At 44.3% G+C, this 15,204-nt stretch carries 9 protein-coding genes and 1 riboswitch; of the genes, 5 read left to right on the top strand and 4 right to left on the bottom strand.

From position 1 onward, the window contains the following. From ACKTR2_RS07290 to ACKTR2_RS07280, 3 genes are all read left to right on the top strand, one after another. Positions 1 to 4,739, top strand: a 4,739-nt coding sequence (locus ACKTR2_RS07290; RefSeq protein WP_407884017.1) for a beta strand repeat-containing protein, incomplete at its 5' end; no start/stop codon positions are given. Between the two features lie 207 nt (positions 4,740 to 4,946). Next, positions 4,947 to 5,597, top strand: coding sequence for a hypothetical protein (locus ACKTR2_RS07285; protein WP_407884015.1), 651 nt, complete (start codon positions 4,947 to 4,949; stop codon positions 5,595 to 5,597). A gap of 258 nt (positions 5,598 to 5,855) precedes the next feature. Continuing rightward, positions 5,856 to 6,713, top strand: a complete 858-nt coding sequence (locus tag ACKTR2_RS07280) for a metal ABC transporter solute-binding protein (protein ID WP_407884029.1) — start codon at positions 5,856 to 5,858, stop codon at positions 6,711 to 6,713. 634 nt (positions 6,714 to 7,347) lie between these two features. On the opposite strand, the gene msrA is transcribed toward ACKTR2_RS07280, so the two are convergent. The 4 genes from msrA to ACKTR2_RS07260 all read right to left on the bottom strand — a co-directional run bounded on the left by msrA (position 7,348) and on the right by ACKTR2_RS07260 (position 12,765). Next, positions 7,348 to 8,169, bottom strand: a complete 822-nt coding sequence (msrA, locus tag ACKTR2_RS07275; protein ID WP_407884013.1) for a peptide-methionine (S)-S-oxide reductase MsrA — start codon at positions 8,167 to 8,169, stop codon at positions 7,348 to 7,350. Positions 8,170 to 8,256: 87 nt separating this feature from the next. After that, positions 8,257 to 9,675 carry a flippase gene (locus ACKTR2_RS07270; protein ID WP_407884012.1) on the bottom strand — a complete coding sequence of 473 codons (1,419 nt, stop codon included), beginning with the start codon at positions 9,673 to 9,675 and terminating at the stop codon, positions 8,257 to 8,259. 23 nt (positions 9,676 to 9,698) lie between these two features. Continuing rightward, the gene (locus tag ACKTR2_RS07265) at positions 9,699 to 10,568 is read right to left on the bottom strand and encodes a LicD family protein (protein WP_407884010.1); all 870 of its coding nucleotides are present in this window, start codon (positions 10,566 to 10,568) and stop codon (positions 9,699 to 9,701) included. Between the two features lie 106 nt (positions 10,569 to 10,674). Continuing rightward, the gene (locus tag ACKTR2_RS07260) at positions 10,675 to 12,765 is read right to left on the bottom strand and encodes a glycosyltransferase family 39 protein (protein ID WP_407884008.1); all 2,091 of its coding nucleotides are present in this window, start codon (positions 12,763 to 12,765) and stop codon (positions 10,675 to 10,677) included. Between the two features lie 211 nt (positions 12,766 to 12,976). After that, a riboswitch (FMN riboswitch) is annotated at positions 12,977 to 13,095 on the top strand. 117 nt (positions 13,096 to 13,212) lie between these two features. Here ACKTR2_RS07260 and ACKTR2_RS07255 point away from each other — a divergent pair. Further along, entirely contained in the window at positions 13,213 to 13,812 is a 600-nt protein-coding gene (locus tag ACKTR2_RS07255) for an ECF transporter S component (RefSeq protein ID WP_407884006.1), read from the top strand. Between the two features lie 368 nt (positions 13,813 to 14,180). After that, complete coding sequence (locus ACKTR2_RS07250) at positions 14,181 to 15,158, top strand: glycosyltransferase family 2 protein (RefSeq protein WP_407884004.1); 978 nt, start codon at positions 14,181 to 14,183, stop codon at positions 15,156 to 15,158. Positions 15,159 to 15,204: the final 46 nt, after the last annotated feature.

Genomic DNA, 15,204 nt, shown 5'->3' with positions numbered 1-15,204 from the left:
CAGGTAAGTACAAAGTCGTATTGACACAGGCAGGGCTAGAGAAACTTGCAGCAGCTAATGATAACTACGACTTTAGTCACGTTGAACCAACCGATGTGACGGGGCAGTATGTTATCAATAAAGCTCAAGCGACAATTACTGGTAACAATCTGACCCACATTTACGATGGCAATACGGTTCAGCCAACTGCGACAGTGACTGGCGCAGTTAATGGGGAAACGATCACCTATGATCCACTGACTGTGGTTGGACCAAATGTAGGTCAATACAACTTCACCCCAACTGCTAGTGATACTGCGGTGAATAAGAATTACAACTTTACCTACAAATTAGGCACAGTAACGATCACGCAGGCGGCGTTGACACAGACTGATGTTGATTTGACCAGTGGATCGAAGACTTATGATGGTCAAGCCATTACCGATGCAACCACGGTTGTGTTACCAACTGGTTTGACAGTCCCCGAATTAACACAGAATACTGATTATTTGGTGACCGGTACAGATGAACAGTTAATCAATGCAGGTAATTACACCATTACGCTGACGCAAGCGGGATTAGACAAACTTGCGAAAGCAAACACCAACTATGACTTTAGCCACGTTGAACCAAATCAAGTGACGGCTCAGTATGTTGTCAATAAGGCCACAGCCACCATTGCCGGTGTTACAGATAGTAAAACCTATGATGGGCAAACTGCTCAACCACTCGCGACGATAACCGGTGCGGTCAATGGTGAAAAACTTGTTTACACGATTGGCGAAGTTGGACCAAATGCGGGCACGTATGACTTTACGCCGACAGCGGACAAGGATGCAGCTGTTAACCAAAACTATGATATTACGGTGACTGGCGCTCAATACACGATCAATAAAGCTACGGCTACGATTACGGGCGATAATGTGACCCACGTTTACGATGGCAACACGGTTCAGCCAACCGCCACGATAACTGGTGCGGTCAATGGTGAAACACTTAGCTATGATCCACTTGCCGCCGTTGGACCGAATGTAGGTCATTACAACTTCGCCCCAACTGCGAGTGATGTAGCGGTGAATCAGAATTATAACTTTGTGTATAACCCAGGCACGGTAACCATCACGCCAGCTCCGTTAACGCAGGCAGATGTTAGCTTAACCGGTGGCGAAAAGACGTATGATGCCGCGGCTATTACCAATGCAGCTACGGTAACATTGCCAACGGGGTTAACAGTACCGACTTTAATTCAAGGTACCGACTATGATGTGACTGGGCTGGATGCTAATTTGAAAAACGCCGGCTCGTACACCATTACATTGACGCAAGCCGGTTTAGACAAACTAGCTGCCGTAAATGATAACTACGACTTTAGTCAAATTAATCCGGCACTTGTTAAAACAAACTATGTTGTTCATAAGGCAACGGCGACATTGACTGGTAATAGTCAAACCAGTGTCTTTAACGGGCAGCAAGTCACACCAATGGCTACGGTAACTGGCGCAGTCGACGGTGAAACGATCACCTATGCGCCTATTCAGGCAGTCGGTCCAGATGTGGGAACGTATTACTTTATCCCTCAAGCGACTAATGATGCAGTCAATGCTAACTATGATATTAAGGTTGTTGCCGGGACGATTGTAATTCAGCCAGCCATAGTGACCGCTGTCACGCTAGTAGGTAGTACGAAGACCTATGATGGACAGACAATCACGAAAGCCGCCAGTGTCAAATTACCATCTGGCTTAGTCGCACCTGAACTAATGCAAGGCGTTGATTATACTGTTACTGGATTAGATCCAGACTTGACGAATGCAGGCAGCTATACGGTGACATTAACGGCCGCTGGCTTAGCCAAATTAATGGCGGCTAACAGTAATTATGACTTTAGTAAGATCACTGCTAACCAAGTTACGACCACTGCTGTCATTAACAAGGCCAATGCAACGATCGCCGGTAACGATGTCACCCATGTTTATGATGGCAATACTGTAACACCAACGGCGACGGTAACTGGTGCGGTCAATGGTGAGACAATTCGGTATAATGCGCTAGATCCAGTTGGTCCTAATGTTGGTCAATATGCCTTCACCCCAACTGCCAGCGATAATGCGGTGAATCAGAATTATAACTTTACCTATGAAGCAGGGAAGGTAACGATCACCCAAGCGCCGCTACCCCAAGCTGAGGTTGCCTTAAAAGCTGGCGCTAAGATTTATGATGGTCAAAGCATTAATAATGCGGCTACAGGAACCTTACCAGCTGGTTTGACGGCGCCTGAATTAACACAAGGTATTGATTATCTAGTGTCGGGTGCTGACGACCGTTTGACCAATGCCGGTACTTACAAAGTCACGTTGACACAAGCCGGCTTAAACAAACTAGCTGCTGCCAACACGAATTACGACTTTAGCGGCATTGACCCAGCCAAAGTAACTGACACGTATACCGTTAGCAAAGCCCATGCCACCATCACTGGCATTACGGATAGTAAAACTTATGATGGTGGGGTTGGCCAACCAACGGCCATGGTCACTGGGGTGGTGGCTGGTGAGCAACTCGTTTACACGATTGCCTCAGTTGGGCCAAATGCGGGAACGTATGACTGTGTACCAACGGTAGGTGAAGATGCCGTTAACCAGAATTACGAAATTACGGTGGCTGGTGGCCAATATACGATTAACAAGGCCAATGCAACGATCGCCGGTAACGATGTCACCCATGTTTACGATGGCAATACTGTAACACCAACGGCTACCGTAACTGGTGCGGTCAATGGCGAAACCATTCAATATGGTGCATTAGATCCGGTGGGTCCTAATGTTGGTCAATATGCCTTCACGCCAACTGCCAGCGATAATGCAGTGAATCAGAATTATAACTTCACTTATGAAACAGGTACGGTGACGATCACTCAAGCAGCACTAACCCAGGCTGACGTGACCTTGCAAGGTGGCTCGAAGACTTACAATGGACAATCAATTACCAACGCCGCCACGATTACCTTACCAACTGGTCTGACGGTACCGGAATTAACCCAAGGCACTGATTATCTAGTGTCTGGCGCCGACGACCGTTTGACCAATGCTGGCACATACAACGTCACCTTGACGCAAGCTGGATTAGATAAGCTGGCGGAAGCTAATGCTAACTATGACTTTAGCCAGATCAATCCAGCCCAAGTTAAGGGGCACTATGTCGTCAATAAGGCGTTAGCAACCTTAACGACCGATTCAGCTACCAAAGTGGAAGGTAACCATGATCCGCAATTGACGGCGACTGTGACTGGTCTAATCGGTCAGGATCAGTTGAATTACACGGTTAGTCGAGTAGCCGGTGAAAATCCGGGTCAATATCAACTAACGGTGGCAATGGGCGATAATCCAAACTACGATGTGCGGATAACTAACAGCGGCTCGTTGACGATCTTGGCCGCGGTCACAGTGAACTATGTCGATCAAGATGGCAACTCGATTGCTCCGGATCAACGTCAGACACTGACTGGTCAGGTCGGAAGTACGCTGACAATCACAGCACCAACGATCGCCGGGTACACGTTGATGCCAGGTCAACCAACGCGTTACGTGGTGACGAATATGACTGGTCAGACGGTGACCTTGCAGTATCGCCAGAATGCGTCGGTTACGGCTCATTACTATTTGGTTGGCACAACTCAGCAGCTAGCGGACAGTGAGACGCAAACGAGTGGCGTTGGGTTAGCTTATACGACCAAGGCCAAAGCGATTGCGGGATATACGCTGGTCGCTACGCCAAGTAATGCGACAGGACTGTATGCTGGTGAGCCAACGGACGTTAACTACTACTACACCGTTGATTACACGGTCGTTGCGCAAACCCCAGATGGCACTGCTTTGCCGGTTGGGTCAATCTCGGGAACCGGGACGCCAGGGGAAGCCATTACCGGTTTGCCGACGTTATCAGGTTACACGTTGACCCAGACACCGGTGGTTCCGGATCAGCCGGGTCAGGTTGTTGCGATTTATACACCAAATACCGAACAGCTACAGGTTAATTACTGGCTCAACGGCAGTAAAACAGCGATTTTACCAAGCCAAACGGTCAGTGGTCCATTTGACAGCGCTTATCAAATAACGCCGTTAGATATTCCAGGCTATACATTAGTTTCAACGCCAGCTAATGCCAGCGGTACGTTTGGACTGGAAAATGTAGATGTTACGTACTATTACGAACTTAATTACACGTTGCAACCCGTCGATGAAAATCGTCGTCCAATTGATGGAGCGTCCTCAGTTAGCGGGCATGGCATACCAGGACAAAGCATTGATTTATCAACATTACCGTCCATTCCTGGTTACACACTAGTCAGCCAGACGGTGAACGTTCCTGATCAACCTGGAGTAGTTAATGTTCAATACGTTAAAAACAGTGAGCCAATTGATCCTGGCGATGGTGGTCAACCAGTAGGACCAAGTAAGCCTGTTGATCCAAATGAGCCAGTCGGGTCTAATCAATTCGGCAACGGTGGTAGCACAACACCTGGTCAGAATGGGTCTAGCACGGTTTCAACAGGCCATGAAGTGGATCAAATAGGTTCGACTAATCAGGAGCAAAGTGATGTGTCACAGCTGACCAACTTGCCGAAAACGGCAGCGCGTCAGCAAATTAACTGGGCATTACTGGGTGCTAGCTTCATGTTTAGTGGCTTTGCGTTCATTCTGCTAGGCAAACCACGTCGCAAACAGAATCGTCGATCAACCAGAGTAAGCGGCAGTCGGCATTAATACGTCTGTTGTTTGGTCAAAAGTCGAAGTGATTTAAGTAAGTGAGCACCTTTAAGCGGTCGTTATTTCCCAAATTTTTTTGGAAATAGCGGCCGCTTTTTGGCGTTCAATATCAGACTGAGTTGTTGCATTAACTAGCGCTTATCAAACAGTTACTGGTTTAGTATGATAGTTAATGAAGATGATCTTAATTTAATGAGGTAATGAATGATGCGAAGTCAACAACAGAATCAACGACGTACCTGGATATGGGTTTCACTCGCAATTGTCTTAGTCGTGGCTGGAATCTTGATCGGGGTTTTTTTAGGCCGTGAGGGCAATTCATCGAAAACAAGTGCACCGGCAACGTCACAACGTCGCTCAACATCTGCTAGTTCGGTTACCAGTCAAAAGAACTCGGCTTCATCTGAATCATCAACTGCTGAGTCGAGCAGTCCATCTTCAACTGAAAGTGTGACAGCTGGTCCATATTCTGTATCGACGGAAGAGTTGAATGCGATTCGTACCTGGGATTTTCATGGCGTTAATGTGCCACGATCAGTGAATTTGTCATTTAATGACGACTCTGGGGCGGGCACGATTACGATTGTTGGGGCCGGTGGCGGCAGCTTTGGTGCTACCTATGTGGAGATCCCAACAAAAACAATTCGCGTCTTTTCCGCTAGCACGAATGCGATTCGGTCGGTTAAGGTAAATAGTGAATTGCAATTTAATGCAACTACTGCGGATACATTGTCATCTGCGGGTTCTTTATACGCTTTTAAAAATAAGCAAGGCGGCATTTCTTTGGCGACACCGAATTATGCTGGAAATGTTACCAACGATGAAATGGACGTCATGATCGAATTAACCAATTGAATTTTGCATTGATAAAACAGTGACCCAAGTTCAAGGTCACTGTTTTTTTTAGACAGTTTGATTTATACAAGACGCATGTTTATTAAGTTACTCAAAATTTCTCATTAACGTTTCTTTTTTTCTTGCTAGACGGATGAGAGTTCGGTATAGTCTAAAACGTAATCGTTACTGTTTGGGCAAAAGAAAGAAGGCACTAATGTGAAGCATTTCGGACGAATCATTGGTTTAACATTATTAGCAGCCATTGCAGCGGTTGTGATGACAGCGTGTGGAACTAAAAAAGCAGTCACAGACACGACGAGTTCCAAGCCGATTCATGTCGCCGCTAGTGTAGATTTTTATGGGCAAGTTGCACAGGCAGTCTTAGGCGACCACGGGACTGTCAACTCGATTATTAATAGTCCTAGCGTGGATCCTCATAATTTCGAGCCGACGACCAAGGATGGTCAAACGGTGTCGAAAGCCAATGTGGTCTTAGCCAATGGGATCGGTTATGACAATTGGATGACTAAGTTGGCTAAAAGTAATGGAAATGGCAAGCAAACCGTCGTTAAAGTTGGTGAAAATGTCTTGAACAAACGCGTTGGCGACAATGAGCACGTGTGGTACCAACCAGAAACAATGCCGAAATTAGCTAATTATTTGGCCGATAAGTTTGGCAAGATTGCGCCTAAATATAAAAAAGATTATCAACGTAACGCGCAACATTACATTAAGTCCTTACAACCTTTGCAAACCGAAATTGATCAATTGAAAGCCAAGAGCAATGGTCAAAAGGTGGATGTCAGTGAACCGGTGTTTGATTATGCATTGGACGCCCTCGGCTATCAACGCAATAACCACAAGTTTGAACTGGCCGTTGAGAATGGGACCGATCCTTCACCGAAAGAGATTCGTTCGATGGAAACTGACATTAAGCAGCACAAAATTGCCTTCTTTGTGAATAATAGTCAGGCCAGTGATAAAACCGTCAGCGCGATGGTGGCACTAGCTAAGAAAAACCAGGTACCAGTACTGAACGTAACCGAAACATTACCAAAAGGAAAAACCTATGAAGCATGGATGATGGATCAGTATCAGGCCTTGGCAAAAATCCAAAACCAAATTCACCAATAAGGGCTTAATTTTGTTTGTTTAATTCGCTTTTATTACCAGTACATTTAAGGTAACTTAGGCACGGGATACGGAAAATGAAAGTGATCGTCATTAGTAGGGTTGCCGGTGGGTCGTCGTTTGCGATCCCGATTGCGGCGACTAAATGAAACCAAATCCATTATCATGATTGAACGTGGACCAGATATTTCTTGATGTTTGGGAAGCCGGCAAGGAACTTACGGGACACGTCCCTGCAACCGTCTGGATTCCGTTAAGCCAGCTACGAGATCGATTGTTCAGCTGAGTTATCGGCTTGCTCAACTAGTCTATCTGACCCTATCACCCAGGGCTCACCAATTATAACGCTGCTAGTATTGAGGCCAGAATAATTGATGAATTAGGTGAATAAGGTCGAGAGTTTACTGGACTTAAAAGGGTTTGGGACATAACTTATAAAAGGCGTTGCGATTTGTTGTTTTTGTGCACCATGTCTCCATGGTCAAAACGTGCGACAAACGTCTGAAAGCTATACCTAGCAATAAAGTGAGCACCTTCCAAAGTATGGAAGATGCTCATTTTTTCGCTAGCGCTCGCTCTCAATTCGGCGTTATGTCACACTCTTTTTTGATTGTTGCTTAGATTCATTTGGTCCGGTTCACACCCGATGCGTTAGTCGATACGTTTTGTTTTGAAGCCGTTGAAAGGCCAAAAAACGCTTTCGTTCCCGTTCGATGGCACGGTAACGCTGAGGTTGCTTTCGATAGAAGTCTTGATGAAAGTTTTCCGCCGGCCAGAACGTTTGCGCAGGCTGAATTTCCACGACGATTGGGTGATGGTACCGGCCACTGTCGATGACACGCTGTTTGCTAGCCTCAGCAATGGCGCGTTGCTGGTCATTTTGCACGAAAATAATTGGTCGATAGCTGATCCCGCGGTCATTGACTTGCCCTTCGGCATCAGTTGGATCGATGAGTTGCCAGTAAATGTCGACCAACTGGGCGTATGTGATTTGGCGGGTATCAAAGATGATTTCTACCGCTTCAACATGCCCTGTTGTTTGGCTCATCACTTGCTCATAGGTCGGGTGATTAACATGACCGCCGGTATAACCAGAGACGACCGAAATAATGCCAGGTCGTTGATCAAATGGCGAGACCATGCACCAAAAACAACCACCAGCAAAAATAGCTCGTTGCTGGTAGGGAAGATCGTCGGCTTGATGCGCGGATAAATCAAACGTTGCGACGGGACGTGTGGGTTCCACGAGTTGCTGATAGAAATCAGTGACATCTGGTGATAAATTATTGCGAACGGCTAATGGTCGGAGGGTAACTTCTAAATTAGCGAGAGCCTGTTTAGCTGATTGACCTTGCTCAATCGCATTTTTCGCGACCACCAATTGTTGACGTTCAAAGTCGCGTGTTCCGGACGTTAAAATGAGGTTGTATAAGCTACTTAATGACGCTTGATCGGACATAAATTGCTCACCTCCCAGTCAGCTTTTCTTAATTGCTGACATTGTAACCGGTTTGGAGGAAAGTGGCGATCATTTAGATTGAGATGATTAATGTGAACGTAGGTGAGATAAGACTTGGGTAACGCTGTCAGTGCGAAGGGCAAGCAAACCAAGTCCATAAACAAGCGCGCCAATGCTAATCTCCAGCACAAAGTACGGGAGTGTTGCCGGTAGATGGTGCTGGCAAATGATGACAATGACATTCATTACGGCTGCCGCCACTAAGAATTTCCACAGGTTATGAAACAGTAGTGTGAATTTTAACTGATGACGAACGAGTAAAAGCTCCACACCGGTTACAAACACTTCAGTTCCCACAGTTGCATATGCTGCGCCGTAAACGCCAAACCAATGGATGAAACCGAGGTTTAAAAAGACATTCAGTAAGGCCCCAAATGAAACAGCTAGTGTGTAATCTCGTACCCGATTGACCGGAATGAGATATTGTTTTCCAATCGCATTATTCCACGCGATTAGGACAATACAAGGTGCCTGAATCATCAATAAAATGCCGGTTAAGCCAAAGCGCGGTGTTAGCAGCCAGTTAACGATTGGACTGGCGACCGCGTATAGTCCGAAGGCGATCGGGATCGCAATTGCTGAGACATACTGGAAGGAGCGATACAAGCTGCGATGCACAGCATTTAAATCGTGTTGGGCAAAAAGATTGGAGATATGTGGGAGGACGACAGCCGATAGTGAAGTGACGACAATCAAAGCAATGTTAATGATCCGGTCAGAATAATCCATAAAGCCGGAAGCTTGTACGGAGACCATGTGTTTTAAGAAGGTTTTATTCATTAAAATGTACAGTTGCATGGAGGCAGTAGGGACGAAGAGGATTAATGAAGGCCGCAAATGACGCCAAATTTGGAGGCGTTGATGGGGTACATGGGTTAGTAAGTCGTGTAGATAAGGCCATAGTGATAGGTTGCCCAATAAACCGCTCAAGGCTAAAACCAAGATGTAAATCCACAGATCCTGGGGTTGTTTAACCCACGTAAAGATTACGATCAATGAAATAATTCGGACAAAGGCGTCACGCACAACGGTTTTTCGAAAGTCTTCTAACCCCATGAAGAACCAGGAGATATCTACTGCACTACCGATAAGGGTAATTGATTGCAACAAGAAGTAGCTTTGGTATTGCGGTTGAAACCACACAAAAACATAGAAGGCAAGCAACGCCGCCATTGAAATGACGAATTGAATGCCTTCTATTTCCCAAAATAATTGTGAACGCTTTGTGGCGTTGTCCCGCACCATCGCAATTTCCCGGGTGCCATACAGGCTAATTCCTAGCGAACCCAGTAATGCGAAGTAACTCATAATAGAACTTGTATAAGCATTGATTCCGACGCCGGTTGGGCCGAGATGGCGAGCCAAGTAAGGGATGGTCACCAGTGGAATGATAAGGACCAATAATTGATAGGTCACATTATAAAGATAATTTTTTAGAACACGCATCAACTTGTTAAGACGATTAAATCTTACTCCTTCACACTTGATAGTTCATGGTGGATGACAGCTGGTTGAACCACGATTTCAGTGGATGAAATGTGGTTGAGCACGTGAAAGGACTTTACATGATCGGGATGTTGATCGGCAGCCGCTGGGTCTTGTGTAATATCACCATACATTCGTTTTAAGATGCTGTCGGCACCAACTGGAATACGGGCTTGACCATCACCAAAGGGGACGGATTTAAACGCCGCCAGTTCATCAGCCGTTGCCCATTCGTGACCCCAATCAAACCAAGAAGCATAGTTACCATAAACGCGGGTCTTAGATGAATGAGAACTGGTCATGACATAATGACGCATTGCTTTTAAGGTGCGGGTTGGAATCACAGAAAGGACGGTTGTTAGTAAACCATACAAAAGCTTGCCTAAACGATTATCGATATAAAGGTTGATATAGCGAGAATGAACCAGACGGTCTAATAAATGAAAGCTGATTTTTTTCAAGGTTCGCCCAATCACTGAATTGGGCACGGCATCATATGGCACGATATCGAGGAATACGGTCCGCGATGAAAAAGGATAGTCCTCTTCAATCTGCGTTTGTTTATCAATGAGCTTGCACCAAGTGATGCCATAATCCGCATGGGTCATATCACTCAAGATTTCATAACGTGAGTCCTGACCAAACCGCTCCTGCACAGCTTGAATGAACTGTTCTAGATCAGATCTCAGCATGCCGATGTCAAGATCATCATCCCAAGGAACGATGCCAGCATATTTAACCGCGCCCACCATTGAACCACCAGTTAACCAGTAGTTAATGTGCTCTTCATCACAAATCTTAATGACGAGATTGAGTAAGTTATATTCGTATTGTTGAAGTAACTTTAAGTCCAAAGAGCTCACCTTTCCATTTCATCTCAACGCCGACTAGACCTAGATAAAGTATGGATTAAAAACTAATTGTAACCCGAACTGATATCAAAGTAATTTTAACACTTTTTTATAGAATATAATCAGGAAATCGATATCTCAGACAAATTAGTATAGACCAGGCGTAAAGTGACGCTACTAGTAGTAATAGAGTGACTTTATGAATGATTGGCCGGTTAATAATTTTAACAAAACTAAATTGTAGAGAAACTTGTTGTGTAGCAGGTTTGAGCGATCTAACTTGTGGTAAAGATCGGTATTGACCAGATTTTAAGACCGTCAGTTTTCGTGTCGAACCTGTCGGATTGTTAATGACAAGGGTTTGTTTTCCAGAAGAGAAATGGTGCAGTTTTTGCCAAGCGTGATCTTTGGCCGACCATGTTAATCTTTGAAGACCGGTATGGCTTTTAAAAAGGATCTTTAATGAAGCGGGTTTATTAATGATTTGATTGGTGCTTTGAATGCGCAATGCATTTGCTGATGCAGGCAAATTAATTACTTGGGTGACTGTTTGGCCGGGATGAATGACCAAAGTACCATAGCCTTTTTCCTGCTGAACGACAGGCTGATTAAGCGCGGCGGGTCGCGTAAACGACCAACTCGTTTTTAATCCTAAGAAGGCACAAATAGTCAAGACACCTAACACGGTCCAGCGTAACTGGGATTGACGTTTGGGCGTGAGCGTAATCACCGGTTCTGTGGCGATATCAGTCAACCCAGCCGCTGCCAAGCCAATGATTAGTGGTAATACGATTAAACTGTAGCGAGCTTCGACTTCCCAAAAAAATATGTGAAAAGTATAAATACCTAAAAACATTAGCAAGCTGAAGCGGGTGAATAACGTAAATGGCTTGCGCTGTGTGATTAATCGCCAACATTCCACCACGAAACCTAGCCACATGACCGAATACAAGGCTGCTAGCCAAGTGTTTAGCAGACGCTTTTGACTACCAAATAAATAGCTATACCAAGCGTCATAATGCTGGACTTGTTGAAATAAATCAGTGGCATCCAAGGGGCCGTACCCCCACATCAGATTGGTTTTGAAAATGAATTGTTTAGCCAAGCCAACTGGCCCCATTTTAGTCAGACGCTGACGAATGATTGTATTCACTAATTTCTGTTTTTTTGTATAGGTTGGCTGAGCTTGAATGAGATGCGTATCTTGTTGATTTGTAGCACCTTTAGTGGCTGAATTTAGTCCCATCATAGTCCAGGTTAATACCGGCATCTTTTTAGTTGATGGTTGAGTATAACCAAAATGTTGTTTCAGAGTCGGAGTGGTTGAATACGCTAAACCAGCACAAATTAAAATAGTTAATGACAGGGTTATTTTAGTGCGAAGTGGGCGCTTGGCAGTCATTAAAATCCAGATGATGGCGATTACGGTGACAATGTTGTTGCCTTTGATCCAAAAGCCAGCCGCTAATAAAATTCCCAGGCTGATCGCGTTTAAACTAATTGATCGCGGTGTTTTGGCTTGTAATAGTCGAATCGATAACCAGATGGCCAATAACGGAAAGACGTAAGCCAGACCATCTGTATAATAAAATAAAGCAAAAGCATAGAACGGGAAGTAACCAGCACTGATCAGTAGCGTAAGTGTGGCAATCGTTGATGAAGCGTAGTGCTTAACGACTTTGTATAATGCTAAAAAGCCTAAGTCAGCCCACGCAAACATGACTAAATTAATGAATACCCATTGGTTGATATGGAATAAGTGGGCAATTTTGAAAATGATGAACTGAAGAATGGTCACCGGAACATTATTTTCTGCTAAGTTATGGAAATAAGCGATCCAGGTTCGACTCCCGTGGAGCATATTGATTGCCTGAATGCGAATATCCATCCCGTCGTAAATGTTATCACCAAAGATGGTAAAAGCTGACCACAGTTGAATTAAGAGAGAAGCACTGATGATAGTGCCCAAAATCCAGCGACGCTGACGAACGTTCAAATTGGTCATCCAACGGCTAACGACGATCAGTGTTAAAAAAATCGTTAGGGTTAGTAGAAGGATTAGTGGACGACCCAAAAACATTTTTTGATGAAAGCTATCTGGTAATTGTGAGCTATTTAAAATGACGATCGCGATGGCTAATAATGCTGCGCTACCAGCTAAAATTTGGTCGACACGTTGTTGAAAAGTATGAGTTTGCATAGTTTGTCCTGAATTTGTTTAAATTATGTGAAGAAAGTTTCAGTGTTGAGTATAGAGGTTCATCTGGATTTTTGGCAACTCTAATTCACGTAATTTACGAGCACTGTTTTGTCACAATTTTTAATGCATGAGGCTATTAATAAAACGCTTTCATTTGGAGAGGGTTTACATTTAGTAAGTATGTGATATACTTAGCGAGTAATTTAATATGGTTAGTCTTCAGGGCGAGGTGAAATTCCTGACCGGCGGTAAAAGTCCGCGACTCCCATTTGGGATAGATTCGGTGTAATTCCGAAACCGACAGTAAAGTCTGGTATAAAGAAGATTAGGCGCAGTGCGTGCACTGGGCTATTCTGTCTGCGTTTCTGAAGTGAAATGTGGGCAGATTTTTTGTTTATGACGCTCTGAAAATGGCCAAAACTCATTTATTTTCAGGAGGCCTTTTTCATGGGAAGTACTCGTTTACGGCGGTCGATTAGCGTGGCGATTCTTGGTGCGTTATCTGCCATTTTGATGTTCTTACAGTTTCCAATCTTACCTGCTGCACCGTATATGCAACTTGACTTGAGTTTACTGGTGATCATGCTGGGATCAATCTTATTTGGCGCCCGCGATGGGGCGTTGATTTCGTTGATTGCCGTCCTGATTCACATGTTCGTCCGGGGGATGAATCCGCTATATGTGATTGGCGATTCAATTGCATTTGTGGCTAGTTTAGCTTATGTGTTACCACTGTATGGCATGTTGCACGTACACTCGTTAAAAAAGTCATGGCGGGTGGTGATTGGCATTGTGTTAGCAACGGTGTCCTTGACCGTGGTTATGGCAATGTTCAACGGTTGGATTATGTTTCCGATTTATATCCAAGCTGGCGGATTGCCACAATCAACGAATATCATGGCATTGATCACTAGTGTCGTCGTACCATTCAATTTGATTAAGGGTGTCATCATTGGTTTGTCATTCTGGTTAGTTTACTGGCGTCTAGAACCGTGGATGAATCGGCAACAAGCTAGTGTAGCCTTTAAATCGAAGCATACACATTAGTTCATTTCGACTGAGGATATGTTTCAAAAATAATCAATTTTAGTTGAGCGCGGGACTCGGGTCAGTCTGCGATAAGCTCTCTGTGGTTGTCAGATGCAATAATATAATTCATCTGACAATTATGAAGAGTTTATCGCACAAGAAGACCCATGGTCCCGCGTTTTGGCTATTTAGATTTGAAGTGCAGTTTAGATTCTGTTTTTTTCTGAGACTCGATTTTTGTTGGGCCCGGTTAATTAGTAATGACGAATTGCATGACGTTTACTATGTAAAATTGTCTTTTAAGGTTCTGTCAAATCTGCTAGCGTGATATTATTAATCTTGTTGTTACTTACATAACGAGTTATGAAAACTAAGGTAGTTTAAAGATGGCAGAACAAGTACTGGAACTAAGCGAAAAAAGGACACCTAAGCTTGTTATTGTTGTTCCTTGTTACAACGAAGAACCTGTGTTATCAAAAACATTTCAGGTGTTAGAAACGATTTTAAATGATTTAATGGTTAATAGGATGGTCAATGACACGAGTCGATTATTATTCGTAGACGATGGTAGTAAAGATGCTACCTGGCCAATGATTGACGCAGAGCATCATCAGCAGCCGTTGGTGACGGGAGTCAAGCTGAGTCGTAATTTTGGCCATCAAGGGGCCTTACTTGCTGGTTTAACAACTGCCAGTCAAGATGCAGATCTGATGGTGACCATTGATGCTGATTTACAGGATGATCCCCACGCCATTATTGAGATGGTATCTAAAAGTGAAAACGCCGACATTGTTTACGGTGTTCGAAGTTCACGAACAACAGATACATGGTTTAAGCGGTGGAGTGCGGGACAATTTTATCAGGTTATGCATGCGTTAGGGGTAGAAATGATCCCCAACTCTGCTGATTTTCGTCTGATGTCAAAGCGAGCGGTTCAGGCATTGCTATCCATGCCTGAGCGAAATGTGTTTCTACGCGGGATGGTCCCGTTAGTGGGCTTTCCCAGTGCGGAAGTGGAATATGCGCGTCAGCCACGACAAGCAGGAACCTCTAAATATCCGTTACGAAAAATGTTAAGCTTTGCTTTTGATGGAATTACCTCATTCTCCACCGTTCCAATTCGTTTGATCATGAACTTAGGTATTATGATTGTGATCATTGGGATAGGATTGCTTGTTTATTCATTGATCCAACAAATGATGGGACACGTCGTCGCTGGTTGGTCGTCATTAATGATTTCAATTTGGGTAATTGGCGGTATCCAGTTAATCTGTCTGAGTACGATTGGTGAATATATTGGTAAGATTTTTTCCGAAGTTAAGCGGCGCCCGCGGTTTATTATTGAAACGGATACTTATCATTAATAGTTAAGCGTTGCAACGAGTACGTTTAATTTCAGTAATTAAGTAA

The sequence above is a fragment of the Furfurilactobacillus curtus genome (assembly GCF_045862785.1).
Taxonomy (GTDB): domain Bacteria; phylum Bacillota; class Bacilli; order Lactobacillales; family Lactobacillaceae; genus Furfurilactobacillus; species Furfurilactobacillus curtus.
Note: the sequence above shows the minus strand (reverse complement) of the source record. Positions and strands in the feature narration are given on the sequence as shown.

Coding starts and splice junctions, on each gene's coding strand:
- msrA (WP_407884013.1), bottom strand. CDS start 8,169: ATGTCCGATCAAGCGTCATTAAGTAGCTTATACAACCTCATTTTAACG.
- ACKTR2_RS07285 (WP_407884015.1), top strand. CDS start 4,947: ATGATGCGAAGTCAACAACAGAATCAACGACGTACCTGGATATGGGTT.
- ACKTR2_RS07255 (WP_407884006.1), top strand. CDS start 13,213: ATGGGAAGTACTCGTTTACGGCGGTCGATTAGCGTGGCGATTCTTGGT.
- ACKTR2_RS07260 (WP_407884008.1), bottom strand. CDS start 12,765: ATGCAAACTCATACTTTTCAACAACGTGTCGACCAAATTTTAGCTGGT.
- ACKTR2_RS07250 (WP_407884004.1), top strand. CDS start 14,181: ATGGCAGAACAAGTACTGGAACTAAGCGAAAAAAGGACACCTAAGCTT.
- ACKTR2_RS07270 (WP_407884012.1), bottom strand. CDS start 9,675: ATGCGTGTTCTAAAAAATTATCTTTATAATGTGACCTATCAATTATTG.
- ACKTR2_RS07280 (WP_407884029.1), top strand. CDS start 5,856: ATGACAGCGTGTGGAACTAAAAAAGCAGTCACAGACACGACGAGTTCC.